This window comes from Dactylosporangium sp. NPDC050588, from assembly GCF_040654975.1.
In the GTDB taxonomy this organism is placed as follows: Bacteria; Actinomycetota; Actinomycetes; order Mycobacteriales; family Micromonosporaceae; genus Dactylosporangium; species Dactylosporangium maewongense.
Genome location: NZ_JBFAJA010000091.1, coordinates 13,753 through 30,199, shown reverse-complemented (window position 1 = coordinate 30,199; position 16,447 = coordinate 13,753). Strand labels below are relative to the sequence as shown.

At 72.6% G+C, this 16,447-nt stretch carries 13 protein-coding genes; 5 read left to right on the top strand and 8 right to left on the bottom strand.

The window, feature by feature from the left end; genetic code table 11:
• The 3 genes from AB0I21_RS46010 to AB0I21_RS46000 are packed head-to-tail and all read right to left on the bottom strand — an operon-like array spanning position 1 to position 3,441.
• Positions 1-2,346, bottom strand: coding sequence for a heavy metal translocating P-type ATPase (locus tag AB0I21_RS46010; RefSeq protein ID WP_360570543.1), 2,346 nt, complete (start codon positions 2,344-2,346; stop codon positions 1-3).
• Positions 2,333-3,229 carry a hypothetical protein gene (locus tag AB0I21_RS46005; RefSeq protein ID WP_360570541.1) on the bottom strand — a complete coding sequence of 299 codons (897 nt, stop codon included), beginning with the start codon at positions 3,227-3,229 and terminating at the stop codon, positions 2,333-2,335. The genes AB0I21_RS46010 and AB0I21_RS46005 overlap by 14 nt, the downstream gene beginning before the upstream one ends.
• Positions 3,226-3,441: a heavy-metal-associated domain-containing protein gene (locus AB0I21_RS46000; protein WP_354900198.1), complete on the bottom strand. Its 216-nt coding sequence runs from the start codon at positions 3,439-3,441 to the stop codon at positions 3,226-3,228. Before AB0I21_RS46000 ends, AB0I21_RS46005 begins: the two co-directional genes overlap by 4 nt.
• A gap of 91 nt (positions 3,442-3,532) precedes the next feature.
• Here AB0I21_RS46000 and AB0I21_RS45995 point away from each other — a divergent pair, with 91 nt between their 5' ends.
• From AB0I21_RS45995 to AB0I21_RS45985, 3 genes are all read left to right on the top strand, one after another.
• Positions 3,533-3,826, top strand: coding sequence for a metal-sensitive transcriptional regulator (locus AB0I21_RS45995; protein WP_344510398.1), 294 nt, complete (start codon positions 3,533-3,535; stop codon positions 3,824-3,826).
• Positions 3,827-4,017: 191 nt separating this feature from the next.
• Positions 4,018-5,940 carry a discoidin domain-containing protein gene (locus AB0I21_RS45990; RefSeq protein ID WP_360570539.1) on the top strand — a complete coding sequence of 641 codons (1,923 nt, stop codon included), beginning with the start codon at positions 4,018-4,020 and terminating at the stop codon, positions 5,938-5,940.
• A 69-nt stretch (positions 5,941-6,009) separates the two neighbouring features.
• Entirely contained in the window at positions 6,010-7,926 is a 1,917-nt protein-coding gene (locus tag AB0I21_RS45985; RefSeq protein WP_360570537.1) for an RICIN domain-containing protein, read from the top strand.
• Between the two features lie 53 nt (positions 7,927-7,979).
• Here the strand turns inward: AB0I21_RS45985 and AB0I21_RS45980 are convergent, their stop codons facing one another.
• Both AB0I21_RS45980 and AB0I21_RS45975 read right to left on the bottom strand, forming a co-directional pair.
• On the bottom strand, positions 7,980-8,654 hold the full coding sequence (locus AB0I21_RS45980; protein WP_360570535.1) for a response regulator transcription factor: 675 nt from the start codon (positions 8,652-8,654) through the stop codon (positions 7,980-7,982).
• Positions 8,655-8,829: 175 nt separating this feature from the next.
• A complete protein-coding gene (locus AB0I21_RS45975) occupies positions 8,830-9,711 on the bottom strand; it encodes a histidine kinase (RefSeq protein ID WP_360570584.1) in 882 nt (293 codons plus the stop codon).
• Positions 9,712-9,910: 199 nt separating this feature from the next.
• Here AB0I21_RS45975 and AB0I21_RS45970 point away from each other — a divergent pair, with 199 nt between their 5' ends.
• On the top strand, positions 9,911-10,633 hold the full coding sequence (locus AB0I21_RS45970; protein ID WP_360570533.1) for an ABC transporter ATP-binding protein: 723 nt from the start codon (positions 9,911-9,913) through the stop codon (positions 10,631-10,633).
• 265 nt (positions 10,634-10,898) lie between these two features.
• A complete protein-coding gene (locus AB0I21_RS45965) occupies positions 10,899-13,220 on the top strand; it encodes an ABC transporter permease (RefSeq protein WP_360570531.1) in 2,322 nt (773 codons plus the stop codon).
• Between the two features lie 64 nt (positions 13,221-13,284).
• On the opposite strand, the gene AB0I21_RS45960 is transcribed toward AB0I21_RS45965, so the two are convergent.
• From AB0I21_RS45960 to AB0I21_RS45950, 3 genes are all read right to left on the bottom strand, one after another.
• Positions 13,285-14,424: an FAD-dependent oxidoreductase gene (locus AB0I21_RS45960; protein WP_360570529.1), complete on the bottom strand. Its 1,140-nt coding sequence runs from the start codon at positions 14,422-14,424 to the stop codon at positions 13,285-13,287.
• A gap of 742 nt (positions 14,425-15,166) precedes the next feature.
• The gene (gene sigJ / locus AB0I21_RS45955; RefSeq protein ID WP_360570527.1) at positions 15,167-16,039 is read right to left on the bottom strand and encodes an RNA polymerase sigma factor SigJ; all 873 of its coding nucleotides are present in this window, start codon (positions 16,037-16,039) and stop codon (positions 15,167-15,169) included.
• 4 nt (positions 16,040-16,043) lie between these two features.
• The gene (locus AB0I21_RS45950) at positions 16,044-16,406 is read right to left on the bottom strand and encodes a VOC family protein (protein ID WP_344510384.1); all 363 of its coding nucleotides are present in this window, start codon (positions 16,404-16,406) and stop codon (positions 16,044-16,046) included.
• Positions 16,407-16,447 lie beyond the last annotated feature (41 nt).

Sequence of the window (16,447 nt, the reverse complement as noted above, 5' to 3'; positions counted from 1 at the left end):
TCAGGCGCCGGTCTCGGGGGAGGGCCGGGCCGGGGTGAAGCGGCGCAGGCGCAGGCTGTTCGCGACGACGAAGGCCGAGCTCAGCGCCATGGCGCCGCCGGCGATCATCGGGTTGAGCAGGCCCGCGGCGGCGAGGGGGACCGCGGCGAGGTTGTAGGCGAACGCCCAGAACAGGTTGCCCTTGATCGTGGCCACGGTGCGCCGGGCGAGACGGATCGCGTCGGGGACGGCGGTCAGGTCGCCGCGGACCAGGGTGAGGTCGCCGGCCTCGATCGCGGCGTCGGTGCCGGTGCCCATCGACAGGCCCAGGTCGGCCTGGGCGAGGGCGGCCGCGTCGTTGACCCCGTCGCCGACCATCGCCACGACGCGGCCCTCGGCCTGGAGGCGGCGGACGACGTCGAGCTTGCCGGCGGGCAGGACCTCCGCGATGACCTCGTCGATGCCGACCTCCGCGGCCACCGCGTGCGCCACCGGGGCGGCGTCGCCGGTGAGGAGGACGGGGCGGAGCCCGAGGTCGCGGATCCGGCGTACGGCGGCGGCCGACGACGGCTTGACGGTGTCACCGACCTCGATCAACCCCCGCACGGCCCCGTCCCAGCCGACGCCGACGACGGTCCCGGCCGAAGGCACCCGCTCCGCCCTGCTGGAGGGCGCGACGTCCGTCGCGGTGTCCGTCGCGGTGTCCGTTGCGGTTTCCGTCACGGGGGAGGCCATGACAGCCGTTGCGGTGGCGGGTACGGCAGTCGTTGCGGTGGAAGGGGTGGCGGCCGCCGTGACGGGAGGCGTGGCATCGGAGAACGGCGTCAGGCCTTGTGCGGCCAGGAACGACGGGCGGCCGACCCAGACGGTCCGGTCCTCGACGATGCCGCTGACCCCGTGGCCGGCGTGGCTGGAGAACGACGCGACGGCCGGCCGGGCCGAGGCCGGCACCGCGGCCGCGACGGCGCGCGCGATCGGGTGCTCGGAGGCGTGCTCGACCGCGGCGGCGAGCCGCAGCGAGGCCGGGTCGCCGTGGACCGCCAGGACGGACATGCGGCCGGTGGTGACGGTGCCGGTCTTGTCGAGCAGGACGGTGTCGACGCGACGGGTCGACTCGAGGACCTCCGGGCCGCGGATCAGGATGCCCAGCTGGGCGCCGCGTCCGGTGCCGACGAGCAGGGCCGTCGGCGTCGCCAGGCCGAGCGCGCAGGGGCAGGCGATGATCAGCACCGCGACCGCCGCGGTGAACGCCGAGGCCGCCGAGCCGCCGGTGCCGAGCCAGAAGCCGAGCGTGCCCACGGCGAGGGCGATCACGATCGGCACGAACACGCCGGCGACCCGGTCGGCGAGGCGCTGCACGTCGGCCTTGCCGCTCTGCGCCTCCTCGACGAGCCGCGCCATCTGCGCCAGCTGCGTGTCGGCGCCGGTCCGGCTCACCCGCACGACCAGGCGCCCGGACGTGTTGACGCAGCCGCCGACGACCGGGTCGCCCGGGCCGAGGTCGACGGGCAGCGGCTCGCCGGTGAGCATGCTGACGTCGACCGCGGACGTGCCGTCGAGCACGACCCCGTCGGCGGCGACCTTCTCGCCGGGCCGGACGAGGATCGTGTCGCCGACGGCCAGCCGGTCGACGGGCGCACGGTGCTCGGTGCCGTCGGCCGCCAGTACCGCGGCATCCTTGGCACCCAGGGAGAGCAGCGCGCGCAGTGCGGCTCCGGCCCGGCGCTTGGCGCGCGCCTCGAAGTAGCGGCCGGCCAGGATGAACACCGTCACCCCGGCGGCGACCTCCAGGTAGATCGCGTCGGCACCGGCCGAGCGGGAGACCGTGAGCTCGAACGGGTGCCGCATGCCGGGCCGGCCCGCGTCGCCGAGGAACAGCGCGTAGAGCGACCAGAGGAACGCCGCCGCGGTGCCGACCGACACGAGCGTGTCCATCGTCGCCGCGCCGTGCCGCAGGTTGCGCAGCGCCGCCCGGTGAAACGGCCAGGCGCCCCACACCACGACCGGCGCCGCGAGCGTCAGCGACGCCCACTGCCACGACTCGAACTGCCACGCCGGCACCATCGCCAGCAGGATCACCGGCGCCGCGAGCGCCGCGCTGACCAGCAGCCGCTGCCGCGCCTCGGCGAGCGGGTCGGTTTCCTGTGAGGGCGCCGGCGCCGCAGGAACAGCGGCCGTGTAGCCGGTCTGCTCGACCGTGGCGATCAGGTCCGCCACCGCCAGGGTCGGCGGAAAGTCGACCCGGGCCTTCTCGGTGGCGTAGTTGACGGTCGCCGACACGCCGTCGAGCCGGTTCAGCTTCTTCTCGATCCGCGCCGCGCAGGCCGCGCACGTCATGCCGCCGATGGTGAGCTCAGTTGTGGGCATGCCCGCCCCCGATCGCGGTCACGGTGAACTCCGCGGTGTGCACCGCGCCGCCGTGCTGGAACTGGAAGTACAGCCGGTGGGTCCCCGAAGCGGCGCCCTCGACCGTGAACCTGACCTCCGGTCCGCCGCCCGCGGGGCCGGTGGGGTGGACGTGCAGGTAGGCGAGGTCCCGCTCGGCGATCGCCACGAGGTGCCCGGCCGCCCCGAGATACGGCTGCAGGTCGGTGACCGGCCGCCCGTCCCGCTCGACCCGCAGGGTGACGCCGTCGTGGGTGTCGATGCGGACCGTGTAGCCGTCGATGGCCGCGCTCGCGGAAGGCGGCGGCAGCGGCTCCGAGTGCGGCGCGCCGGGCACGTCGAGATCCGCCGTCAGGACGGTCGCCGCCGCGCCGGTCTCGGTGAAGTCGAAGTACGCCCGCCACGGCCCGCCGTCAGGCAGCGCCGGCGCCGCCCGCCAGGTCCCGTCCGCGTCCATGACCGGGTGCACGTGCTGGAACCCGGAGAGGTCCCGGCGCACCACGATCAGGTGCAGCGGCTTCTCGTGCACCGTCTCGAACCCGGTGACCGTCCGGCCCCCGGCTCCAACGATCTTGAAGCTGATGCCGCCGCTGTACGGGCCGACCGCCACCGAATAGCCATGAGCGGCGGGGCCGGACCGGCCGGTGGCGGTCGGCGTTGCGCCCGGTCCGCCATGGTCACCGTGCCCGGCGCCCGGATCGCCGCCGGCCTCCGGATGCGCCATGTCACCGGCCTTCGGATGCGCCATGTCACCGGCCGGCTCGGCGACGGCGTCGGGCCCGACCAGCCGGCCCACCCCGAACGCCGCCCCGAACACCACCGCCAGGACCGCGCCGAACGCGGCGAGCCGGGCCGGCGTGTTCATGCCCGGAGCCCGACCACTTCGTAGCCGGCCTCGTCGACGGCGGCGCGGACGGCCTGCTCGTCGGCGGGTCCGTCGCTGGTCACCGTCACGGCACCGGCCTCCAGGTCGACCCGGACGTCCGTGACCCCGGGCACCTTCCCGACCTCGGTGCTGACCGCCTGCACGCAGTGCCCGCAGGTCATCCCCTTGACGGCGTAGGTCGTGGTGCTCATGTCGGCTCCTCCTGGTACGGATCTGGATACCCCCCACGGGTACCTGGCAAACGTAGCATACCCCCAGGGGGTGTGCGCTAGGATGGGTGACATGACCACCGCCACGCCTCGCGGGTACACCGCCACGAAGGACCAGCTCCAGGGCCGGCTGCGCCGCATCGAGGGCCAGGTCCGCGGCGTGGGGAAGATGGTCGACGAGGACCGCTACTGCATCGACGTGCTGACGCAGATCAGCGCCATCCAGGCGGCCCTCGACAAGGTCGCCCTCGGCCTGCTCGACGACCACGCCCGGCACTGCATGCAGCACGGCGCCGAGGAGGGCAAGGGCGAGGAGATGGCCACCGAGATGATGGCCGCCGTCGGCCGCCTCCTCCGCCGGGGCTGAGTGCTCCCACGCCGCTTCTGTTTCATCCATGCGTTACATCGGGTAGCCAACCTGTCGATCTCACGGCCCGCGCCGAACGCGTCAAGCGCTTGAACTGCTCTTGACAATCGGTGCGGGCCGATGCTGTGCTGTCCTCCGCTTAGTTACATTGATGTTTCATTTGTTACATCGGTAGCTCCGGGAGAGACGCGATGCCACGACAGGTGTTACGGCTGGTGGCGGCCGGTGCCGCCGTCGCCGTCGGATTGACAGGATTCACGCAGGCGCAGGCCGGTGAGGCCGCTCCGTCGGCGCGGGTGTGGGTGACGACCGTCGACCAGACGGAGCTCATGCACGAGCGGGCCCCGATCGCCTTCACGAAGGCGGCAGCCGGCAACCCGAACGTCACGATCACCGTGGACCCCAGCCGTGAGTACCAGACCATGGACGGCTTCGGGGCGTCGATCACCGACTCGTCGGCCGCCGTGCTGTACCGGCTGAGCGCCACCGAACGCGACAAGGCCATGCGCGCCCTGTTCGACCCGGCCAAGGGCGACGGCGTGAGCTTCCTGCGCCAGCCGATCGGCTCGTCGGACTTCACCGCCGCGAGCAGCCACTACTCGCTCGACGACGTGCCGGCCGGGCAGAAGGACTGGACGCTGTCGAAGTTCAGCATCGCCCGCGACCAGGCGCAGATCCTGCCGCTGCTGCGCCGGGCGAAGCAGCTCAACCCCCAGCTGAAGATCATGGCGACGCCGTGGAGCCCGCCGGCCTGGATGAAGGCCAACGACTCGCTCGTCGGCGGTTCGCTCATCGACGACCCGAAGATCTACGCCGTGTACGCCGCGTACCTGACCCGCTTCGTCCTCGCGTACACCGCCGCCGGGGTGCCGATCGACTACATCACGGTGCAGAACGAGCCGCAGAACGGCGGCGTCAACGGCTACCCGACGACCGCCATGCGGGTCGCCCAGGAGGCCAAGGTCATCGAGATCCTCGGCCCGCTGCTGCGGCTCTTCAGCCCGCGGACGAAGATCATCGGGTACGACCACAACTGGGCCACCCACCCCAACGACGTCGTCAACGTCCCGCCGGGGCAGGACCCCGAGACGGACTACCCGTACCAGCTGCTGCGCAGCCCCGCCGCGAAGTGGCTCGCCGGCACCGCGTACCACTGCTACTACGGCGAACCGGCCGCGCAGACCGCGCTGCACGACGCGTTCCCGACCAAGGGCATCTGGTTCACCGAGTGCTCCGGCTCGCACGGCGCGAACGACACGCCGGCGCAGTTCTTCCGCGACACGCTCAAGTGGCACGCCCGGACGATCGCCATCGGCACCACCCGCAACTGGGCGAAGTCCGCGGTCAACTGGAACATCGCGCTCGACTCGACGAACGGCCCGCACCTCGGCGGCTGCGACACCTGCACCGGCCTGATCACCGTCCAGCCGGACGGCACGTTCACCACCAACGCCGAGTACTACACGATCGGGCACCTGTCCCGCTTCGTGAAGCCCGGCGCCGTGCGGATCGCCAGCACCTCCTTCGGCACCACCGGCTGGAACGGCCAGATCATGGACGTCGCGTTCCGCAACCCCGACGGCTCCACGGCGCTGGTCGTGCACAACGAGAACGACGACCCGCGCACGTTCACCGTCGCGGCGGGCGACCGCACGTTCGACTACACGCTGCCCGGCGGCTCGCTCGCCACGTTCACCTGGCCCCGCAACCGGGTGTTCGACGACGGCCGCAAGCTGCTGTCGCTGAAGGGCGCCACCGCCACGTCGCTGCCCGCCTCGGCCGACGCGAAGCTGGCCGTGGACGAGGACGCCTCGACCCGATGGTCCGCCGGCCAGGCACAGGAGCCGGGCCAGTACCTGCAGGTCGACCTCGGCAACCGGACCAGCTTCCGCCGGGTCGCCATCGACAGCGGTGGCAGCGTCGGCGACTACGCCCGCTCGTGGGAGCTGGCCGTCAGTGACGACGGCACCTCCTGGCGCGTCGTCGCCTCCGGTACGGGCACCGGCCAGCTCACCAACGTGGACGTGCAGGCCCGCGCCCGCTACGTGCGGGTGACGAACACGGGCAGCAGCGGCAGCTGGTGGAGCCTCGCCGACATCCGCCTGTACGCGTAGAAGCCGGACCGGGGTGGGGCCCCGCCCGCCCCACCCCGGTCTTTTCCCAACCCCCAGAAGGGACCCGCCATGTCCTCTCGGAAACGGCTCCTGGCGACGTGCGCCGCCGGCGCGCTGCTCGCCACCGGCGCCGCGCTCGTGGTCACCCAGGCGTCGCCCGCCCTCGCCGCCACCAACGCGAGCGTCTGGCTCACCACGCCGGACCGCGCCAACCAGCTCACGAAGAAGGCCGACGTCGCGTTCGGTACCGCGGGCAGCGGCTCGACGATCACCGTGAACGCCGGCACGACGTACCAGTCGATGGTCGGCTTCGGCGCGTCGTTCACCGACTCGTCCGCCAACCTCATCTACAACTCGTCGGCCCGCAACAGCATCATGAACGCGCTGTTCAACCCGTCGAGCGGGATCGGCCTGAGCTTCCTGCGCCAGCCGCTCGGCGCGTCGGACTTCTCGCTGAACTTCTACACGTACGACGACGGCAGCGCCGACCCGAGCCTGTCGCGGTTCTCGATCGCGCACGACCAGGCGTACATCCTCCCGCTGCTCACCCAGGCCCGTTCGCTGAACCCGCAGCTGTCCACGATGGTCGTGCCGTGGAGCGCGCCGGCCTGGATGAAGACCAACAACAACCTGGTCGGCGGGTCGCTGAGCACCAACTACGAGGGCACCTTCGCCGACTACCTGGTGAGGTCCGTCCAGGCGTACCAGGCGGCGGGCGTGCCGGTGCAGTACCTCAGCGTGCAGAACGAGCCGCAGTTCTCCCCGCCCGGCTACCCCGGCATGCTGATGTCGGCGTCGCAGCAGGCCGCGATCATCAACAACCTCGCGCCGAAGCTGTCCTCGGCCGGCCTCGGCACGAAGATCCTCGCCTGGGACCACAACTGGGACAACACGTCCTTCCCGCAGCAGGTCCTCGCCGCGACCGGCAACAACACCGCCGGCACCGCCTGGCACTGCTACGGCGGCAACCCCAGCGGGCAGAGCACCGTGCGCAACGCCTACCCGAACAAGGACATCTTCTTCACCGAGTGCTCCGGCACCGAGTCGGGCAACACGGCCAACACGTTCGCCGACTCGCTGCTGTGGCAGGGGCGCAACCTCGCCATCGGCGCCACCCGCAACTGGGCGAAGACCGTGACCATGTGGAACATGGCGCTCAACCCGTCGCACGGTCCCGTCATCGGCAGCTGCACCAACTGCATGGGCGTCGTCACCGTCAACGGCGGGAGCGTCACGTACAACGCCGAGTACTACGTGCTGGGGCACCTGGCGAAGTTCGTCAAGCCCGGCGCGGTCCGCGTCGACTCGACCAACTACGGCCAGGGTGGCATCGAGAACGTCGCCTTCCGCAACCCCGACGGCTCCATCGTGCTCGTCGCGGTGAACTCCGGCGGCGCCCAGAACTTCCAGGTCTCCTACGGCGGCGCGTCCTTCGGCTACAACCTGCCCGCCGGCTCCATGGCGACGTTCACCTGGCCCGGCGGCCCGGTCACCCCGACCTCCCAGCCGCCGACCTCGCAGCCGCCGGCCACCTCGATCGACCCCACCAAGTGGTACCAGGTGATCAACACCAACAGCGGCAAGTGCCTCGACGACGCCGGCTGGGGCACCGCCAACGGCACCGCCCTGCAGCAGTGGGCGTGCGGCGCGGCCGGCGCGACCAACCAGCAGTGGCAGTTCCGGCCCACCAGCAACGGCTACTACCAGGTCGTCAACCGTTACGCGCCGAGCCTGGTCTGGGACGTCAGCGGCGGCACCGGCTCCACGGGCGACGGCACGCAGGTGCACCTGTGGTCCTACGGCGGCGCCACCAACCAGCAGTGGCTGCCGGCGTCGCTCGGCGGCGGGAACTTCCGCTTCACCGCCCGCAACAGCGGCAAGTGCCTCGACGTCCGTGACGTCTCCACCGCCGACGGCGCGCTGCTGCAGCAGTGGTCGTGCACCGGCGGCGCGGCCCAGTCGTTCCGCCTGGTCGCCCAGGCCTGACCCCGTCCGATCCGGGTGGTCGTCGCCGCTTCTCCGGGTGGCGACCACCCCGGCTAGGTGTCCGGGTCGCCGGGTGTGATCAGGCCGCTCTCGTACGCCACGACCACCGCCTGGGCCCGGTCGCGCAGCGCCAGCTTGGTGAAGATCCTCGCCACGTGGGTCTTGACGGTCGCCTCGGCGAGGAACAGGGCCGCGGCCAGCTCGGCGTTGGACATGCCGCGCCCGATCAGCGTGAGGACCTCGCGCTCGCGCGGCGTCAGCCCGGTGATCGTGGCGTCGGTCTTCGGTGCGACGTCTTCCTGGTTGGCGAACCGCTCCACCAGCCGCCGGGTGATGGACGGGGCGAGCAGCGCGTCACCCGTGCCGACGAGCCGGACCGCGTTGGCGAGATGGTCGGCGGTCACGTCCTTCAGCAGGAACCCGCTGGCACCGATCCGCAGGGCGGCGTACACGTACCGGTCGAGGTCGAACGTCGTCAGCATCAGCACGCGGCACTCCGGCCGGCGCTCCAGGATCCGCTGGGTCGCCTCCAGCCCGTCCATACCTGGCATGCGGATGTCCATCAGCACGACATCCGGCTCCAGCGCCGCGGCGGCCTGCACCGCCTCCGCCCCGTCGGCGGCCTCCCCGACGACGTCGATGCCCCGGGCGGTCAGGATGAGGCGGAACCCGGTGCGGATCAGCTCCTGGTCATCCACCACGAGCACCCGCGGGTTCCCGGTGTTCACGGAGTGTCCTGTGCCCATGGAATGCCCTGTGTTCGTGGCGGGTCCTGTGTTCGCGGCGGGTCCTGTGTTCGTGGCGGGCTCTGTGTTCGCGGCGGGTCCTGTGTTCGTGGCGGGCTCTGTGTTCGCGGCGGGTTCTGCGCTCACGGGGGGTTCTGCGCTCACGGGGGTTCTGCGCTCACGGGGGGTCCAACGGGATGCGGGCCCGGACGCGGTAGCCGCCGCCGAGCCGTCTGCGGGCGTCGAGGTCGCCGCCGTACACCGCCACCCTGGCCCGCAGCCCGGTCAGGCCACGCCCGGTGGTCTTGGCGGGTTTCTCGGCGGGACCCGCCTTCAGCACGCTCGGGCCGGTGTTGAGGACCTCCACCCGCAGCGAACGGTCCGCATACCGCACCGTCACCTCCGCCTTGCCGCCGCCACCGTACTTCAGCGCGTTCGTCAGGCCCTCCTGCACGATCCGGTACGCGGTCAGGTCCACTCCTGCCGGCAGCGGCCGCGGCTCGCCCGAGATGCGGACCTCGACCGGCAGCCCGGCGAACGCGACCCGGTCCACCAGCGCCGACAGCCGGCTCAGGCTCGGCTGCGGCTCCAGGTCGTGGCCTCTGGTGCCGTACTGGTCCATGACGCCGTTCTGGCTCTCGGTGCTGCCCTGGCTCGTGGCGCTGCTCTGGCTCTTCGTGTTGTTCTGGCTCGTGGCGCCGTGCTGGTCGTGGGCGCTCGCCTGGCTCGTGGCGCCGTCCTGGCCGTCGGCGTCGGGTGCGAGCAGGCCCAACAGGTGGCGCAGCTCGGTCAGAGCGCCGCGGCCGGCGTCCTGCACGGCCCGCAGCGCGGTCGCCGCCTCATCGGGCATCGTGTTGAGCACCTCCCTGGCCGCGGACGCCTGCACGACCATGACGCTGACCGTGTGGCTGACGATGTCGTGCAACTCCCTGGCGATCCTGGCCCGCTCGGCGCCGACCGCGGCCCGCGCGGCCGCCTCCCGCTCCCGCTCCAGCAGCCAGCCCCGCTCGCCGAGCGCCGCCGCGAGCCGCTTCCTGGTCCTCAGCAGCGCCGTCAGCAGGACCGCGGCGATGGCGCACGCGCACACCAGCGCGATGCCGAGCCAGGTCGCCGCTGAGGTCCACACCCGCCCACCTTGGCAGACGCGGCGCTCGTGCCGCATCGGCCAGGTGACCTACGCCCACGGTATGACCCGCCCGCGCGGTGGGTGGACCCGTGGAAGGACGCGCCACGGCCGCGCCCGCTCTACGTTGCTTGGCATGAGTGGTGATGGGGACCGGGTCGTGGTGCGGCTCGACGGCGTGCGCAAGGAGTATGGCGACACGACCGCGCTCGACGGGGTGACGCTGGAGATCCGGGCGGGCGAGGCCGTCGCCGTCATGGGCCCGTCCGGCTGCGGCAAGTCCACGCTGCTCAACATGATCGCCGGGCTGGACCGCCCGACGGCCGGCGGCGTCACCGTCCACGACGAGGACCTGGGCCGGCTCACCGAGACCGGGCTCGCGCTCTTCCGCCGCAAGCGCATCGGCATGGTCTTCCAGTTCTTCAACCTGCTCGACGACCTGCCCGCGCTGGAGAATGTGGCCCTCGCCGCCCAGCTCACCGGGGTCTCCGCGAGGCAGGCCCGGCGGCGCGCGCTGGAGCTGTTCGACGAGCTCGGCATCGCCGACCGCCGCAATGCCTACCCTGCCGTGCTCAGCGGCGGCGAGCGGCAGCGGGTGGCGGTGGCCCGCGCCTTGATGAACCGGCCGGCCCTTCTGCTCGCCGACGAGCCCACGGGCGCCCTCGACAGCCACTCCGGCGAGCAGGTGATGGACCTGCTGCTCGACCTCAACCAGATCGGCCAGACCCTGTTGCTCGTCACCCACGACGAGCGCATGGCCGAGCGCTGCGCCAGCCGGGTCGTCTCCCTCGCCGACGGCCGCGTCGTCGGCGAGCGCAGCCTGTCCCTCGACGGCCGCGGACTGGAGCGCACCCCGTGACCGCCCCGAAGCGCAGCGGAGAGGCGCGAGCCGGAATCGCAGCCGCCGACTCGGCCCGGCGCCCGATCGTGGTTGCCGGCTCGCCTCGGCGCCGGATCGTAGTCGCCGGTTCGGGCCAGCACCGGATTGCAGTTGCCGGCTCGCGTCGGCGCCCGACCGGAGTTGCCGGCTCGGCCCGGCGCGGGTTCGTGGTTGCCGGCTCGGCCCGGCGCCGGATCGTGGTTGCGGGCTCGCGTCGGCGCCGGATCGCGGCGGAGGTGACGGCATGAGCGCCGTCTGGCGGGCCGCGCGGGCCGCTGTGCGCCGGCGCAGGCTGCAGACGTTCGTCATCGGCATCGTCGTGCTGTTCTCCGCCGCGACCCTCGTGGTCGCGCTGCGACTGCTGGACGCGTCGACGGCACCGTTCGAGCGGGTCTTCGCCGACCAGGCCGGTGCCCACGTCGTCGCCGTCTACGAGCCCGGCTCCGCCGGCGCCACGCCCGCCGCACCGCCGGTCGGCACCACGGCGGCCGCCGGGCCGTTCGAGCAGGCGGTGCTGGCCGCGCCGGCCGACGCCGCGCTCCACCTGCCCGACTCGCTCACCGTCGTCGGGCGGGCCGACCCCGCCGGGCCGGTCGACCGGGTCGAGCTGTGGGACGGCCGCTGGGCGACCGCACCCGGCGAGATCGTGGTGGCGGACCTCCCGCCGGCGGCCGGCTACCACCCGCCGTCCCTGGTCGGGTCCGTCATCCAGCTGCGGGGCGCGCCGCCGCTCACGGTCGTCGGTTTCGGGTACAGCGTCAGCCGCACCGCCGACGCGTGGGTCACCCCCGCGCAGATGGCGCAGCTGCATCCGACCGCCGTCCAGATGCTGTACCGGCTGCCCGGCGAGCCGACCGAGCCGGCCATCGACGCGTTCACCGCCGCGCTGCCGTCCGACGGCCTGCTCGCCACCAGCTCCTACCTGGTGATCAAGGAGGCGGTGAAGGCCGGCCCGGGTGCCTACGTGCCGTTCCTGATCGTCTTCGGGCTCCTCGGGCTGTTCGTCGCCGTCCTGGTCGTCGCCAACGTCGTCAGCGGGGCGGTCGTTTCCGGATACCGGCACATCGGAATCCTCAAGGCCATCGGCTTCACCCCGGCCCAGGTCGTCGGCGTGTATCTGACGATGGTGTCCGTGCCGGCGGTGGTCGGCGGCGGGCTCGGCATCATCGGGGGCGAGTTCGCCGCACGGCCACTGCTGACGAACGCCTTCCAGGGCCTCGGTTTCCACGGCGACGTGGGCAACGGGCTGCGCGTGCAGATCGCCGCGCTCGCCGGGATCCTCGTCGTGGTGCTGCTCGCCGCGCTGCTGCCGGCGTTGCGGGCCCGGCGGCTCCCGGCGGCCGAGGCGATCAGCGCCGGCAGCGCTCCCCGCACCGGCCGGGGGCTGCGGGTGCAGCGGTGGCTGAGCGGGGTCCGGCTGCCGCGCTCGGTGAGCCTCGGGCTGGGCCTGCCCTTCGCCCGGCCGGCCCGCACCGCCCTGACCGTCGCCGCAGTCGTGCTCGGCGTGACGACCGTGACGTTCGCGAGCGGGCTCGCCACCACCGTCTCGAGGTATTCGAGCATCGCCGACCGCAACGAGACCGCCCCGATCGCGGTCCGGCCAGGCAACCCACAGTTCCAGCAGGCGACGACCACCCGCTCCGACGAGGACATCGAGCGGCTGCTGCGGTCGCTGCCCGGCACCCGGCACGTGACCGCCATGCTCGGGATCGACGTCACCGTCGCCGGGCAGACCCAGGCGGTCCCGGTGGACTTCCTGCGCGGCGACCACGACGAGGTGGGGTTGAAGGAGGCCATCGTCGCCGGACGGTGGCTGCGCGCCCCCGGCGAGATCGTCGTGCCCTCGGCGCTGCTGCACGAGCGCGGCATCCACCTCGGCGACCGGCTCACGCTCGAGCTCGACGGCCACCGCACCGAGGTGACCGTCGTCGGCGAGACCATGAGCGCCGCCGTCGGCGGCCCCGCCCTGATCACGACCTGGGAGACCCTGCAGCGGCTCGGCCCGCAGCAGCCGATCCCCAACCACGAGGTCATGTACGAGATCTCGCTCCTGCCGGGCACCGACATATCCGCGTACCTCGCCTCCGTCCGCGCCGCCGACCCCGGCCTCGCCGCATGGAGCAACGTGGGCGTCAACTCGTTCACGGTCTCGATGATCAGCCTGTCGACCGCGCTGTCGCTGATGCTCGGTGTGGTGGCCGCCTTGAGCGTCCTCAACACCGTCCTGCTCAACGTCCGCGAACGCCGCCGCGACCTCGGCATGCTCAAGTCCATCGGCATGACCCCCCGCCAGGTGGTCGTGATGACGGTGACGTCCATGGCCGGCCTCGGCCTCCTCGGCGGCCTCGTCGGCGTCCCCACCGGCGTCCTCGCCCACCGTCTCGTCGTCCCCGTGGCAACCCGCGCCGCGAAGGTGGACATCCCGCTGGCCCTGCTCAACGTCTGGCAGCCGGCCACCCTGCTGCTCCTGGCCCTCGCCGGCGCCGCGATCGCCGTCCTCGGCGCCCTCGTCCCAGCCCGCGCCGCCGCCCGTCTCACCATCGCCGAGGTCCTCCGCACCGAATGACCCCCGCCCACCCCGCTCGTTCTCCCCGCCACGTTGCCCGCCTCCGCGGCTGTCGGTGTCTGTCTCAGCCGCGGGAGGAGAGGGCGGCGGCGGGGATGGTGAGGTGCTTCGACAGCCGGTACGACGGCAACGGGCTCCTCGTGACCAACTCCTTGTATACGACCGCGGCGCGACCCTTGAGGAACCAGCGCCGCGGGGTGTCGTCGGGCCGGGTGAACTGGATGACGGCGTCCCTGCGGCCGAGGGACACCGGCTGGTGGATGTACCCGAACCGGAACGGCTTGGCCGGCTTCCCGGCGAGCACCCGCGCGATGCTGTCCGCCGCGTGCGCCCCGCTGGGAATGCCGCTCTGGCAGGTGCCGTGGATCGTCCCCCACCGCTGCGTGATCGCCGCGGCGTCACCGATCGCGACGATGTCCGGGTGCGACACGGACCGCAACGTCGCGTCCACCACGATCCGCCCGCGCTCATCCACGGCGATCCCCGCCTCCGCGGCGAGCGGCGACGCCGTGAACCCGGTCGTCCAGAGCGTCGCGTCGGCACCGACGACCTCACCGCCGGCGAGCTCGACCCCGTCCGGCAGGACCTTCGTGACCTCGACCCCGGTCCGCACGCCGACACCGAGCCGCCGCAGCGCCCGGTCGAGATGCGCCCGCGCCCGCGCCGACATCATCGAACCGGGCACGTCACGGCTGAGCAGCAGCACGCGGGCCTCCGGGTGCCGCTCGGCGATCTCCGTGGCAGCCTCGACGCCCGTGAGCCCGCCGCCCACCACCGCGACCGTCGCGCCCGTCCGCGCGGCGAGCAGGTCCGCCAGCCGTGCCGCCGATTCGACGGAGTTCAGCGTGTACGCGTGAGCCTCCGCCCCAGGCACCGTCCCGGTCTGCGCCACACTGCCGATCGCGTAGACGAGCGTGTCGTAGCCCACGACCCGCCCACCGACGCTCACCTCCCGCCGCCCGGGATCGACCCGCTCCGCCCACCCCTGCACGAACTCGATGCCAGTGCCCCGCAACAGCTCCGGAATCCCCACCTCCCGAACGACCTGCCCACTGGCGACCTGATGCATCCGCAACCGCTCGGCGAACCGCTCCGACGGATTCACCACCGTGACGACGACCCCGAGCCGCCGCGCCCTGCGCGCCACACGAATAGCGGCGATCATCCCGGTGTACCCGCCGCCGAGGACAACGATCCGGTGCATGCCCGGCTCCCTTCCGGTTCTCGCGCGCCCGCCGTGCCGGCCGCGCATCACCCCCAGGACGAGCCACTCCACCGATCCGTGAGCCGCCCCGACAGTGACGCCGCTCACCCACCCCACCCGCCGCCGGACCGGGCTGTCCAAGGCCCGCCTCACCGGCATCCGCGCCCGGCACCCGGCCCAACACAGCCGGGGCGCCCCCATCCCACTCACGAACCGACACCGGGCCGGCCATCACCGGCACCGGCAGACCACCCAACGCACGCCACACCATCCCCGCCACCGCCGGGCCGACGCTGCCGGGCCGACGCTGCCGGGCCGTCATCGGGTGCGGTCGCCGCTGCGGCACCGACCCTGCCACGCCGCCACCAGGTGCGGTCGTCACCGCCGCGCCGTCATTAGGCGCGGTCGCCGCTGCCGCACCGACCCTGCCGCACCGACCCTGCCGCACCGACCCTGCCGCACCGACCCTGCCGCGCCGCCAGCACGCGCGTCACCTCCACCGCACCAATCTGACCGCGCCGTCATCAGGCGCGGTTGCCTCCTCCGCACCATCCAGCGCGACGACATCCACTCACCGCTCTTCGTCTCGCCTGCGCCACTGCCGAAGCACTGCATGACCCGGTCCTCGTTGCGATGCGTCACACGGCACCGATGTCACCTCGCAACGTCCGTCGTTCGTCGGGCGCGCAGGATCGCCTCCGAACGTGCCGGGGTCTTCCCGGCAACGGCGCGGATTGCCTCCTCATGTCGCTGACGGCAGTGGTGGGATGCCGGAGAGCTTCTCGGGGTTGCTGACCAGGTGGATCGAGCGGACCAGGCCGTCGACCAGGTACAGGAACACGGCCACGGCCGGCGTACCGGCGGAATACACGACGATGGCGGGGCCGCCGTTGAGATCCTCGACGGCGATGCTCGGTGCCTCGGGCAGGCGGCCGGCGAACGTCAGCAGCGCCCCCGCCACCAGCTCCAGCCCCGCGATCACCTTGCGCGGTGCGGGTGCCAGGCCGCCGCCGTCGCTGACCAGCTCGACACCGGGGGCGAGCACCTCGACCAGCCTGCGCAGGTCGCCGCCGGCGCATGCGGCCAGGAACCGCTGCGTGACCTCGGTCCTCGTCGCCAGATCGGTGTCATACCTGACGCGATGCTCCTCGACGTGGGCGCGGGCCCGCGCCGCGGTCTGGCGGACGGAGACCTCGCTCCGCCCGACGAACGAGGCGATCTCCGCGTGCGAATAGCCGAACGCCTCGCGCAGCACGAACACCGCCCGCTCCAACGGCGACAGCGACTCCAGCACCAGCAGCATCGCCGTGGACACCGAGTCGGCCAGGGCGACCCGCTCCGCGACGTCGGGGCTGGTCAGCATCGGCTCAGGCAACCACGGCCCGACATAGTGCTCCCGGCGCGCCTGGGCGCTGCGCAGCCGGTCGATCGCCAGCCGGGTCGTCACCCGGACCAGATACGCCTCGGGGTCGTCGACCGTCGCCGGGTCGACGGTGCTCCACCGCAGCCACGCGTCCTGCACGACGTCCTCGACGTCGCCGACCCGGCCGAGCACCCGGTAGGCGACGGCCTTGAGCCGACCGCGGTGCTCGTCGAAGACGTCTGCCGGGATCATGGCGTCACTGCTGCAGCACGGACAGGATGTTGCCGGCCGGGTCGCGGAACCATGCGATCAGCGGCCCGCCGGCGCGATGGATGCCCTTGGCGTCGGTGGTCTCATACTGCTCGAACGTCACGCCCCGCCGGATCAGCTCGTCGACTGCGGCCTCGATGTCCTCGACGGGGAAGTTGAGCACGGTGAACGTCGCCGGCTGATGATCGGGCTTCGGATAGATCAGTACGTCCTTGTCCCCGGCGAGGCGCAGGTGCAGCATGCCGTGCTCCTCGTCGACCGTGAGGCCGAGGGTCTCGCTGTAGAACCGCTTGGCTGCCGGGACGTCGCCCGTCGAGAACCCGCTGAACGCCTTCGAATCCGTGAGCATCGTTGCCCCTTCCGTCTCGATGCCTTGTTCCTACCACGCGG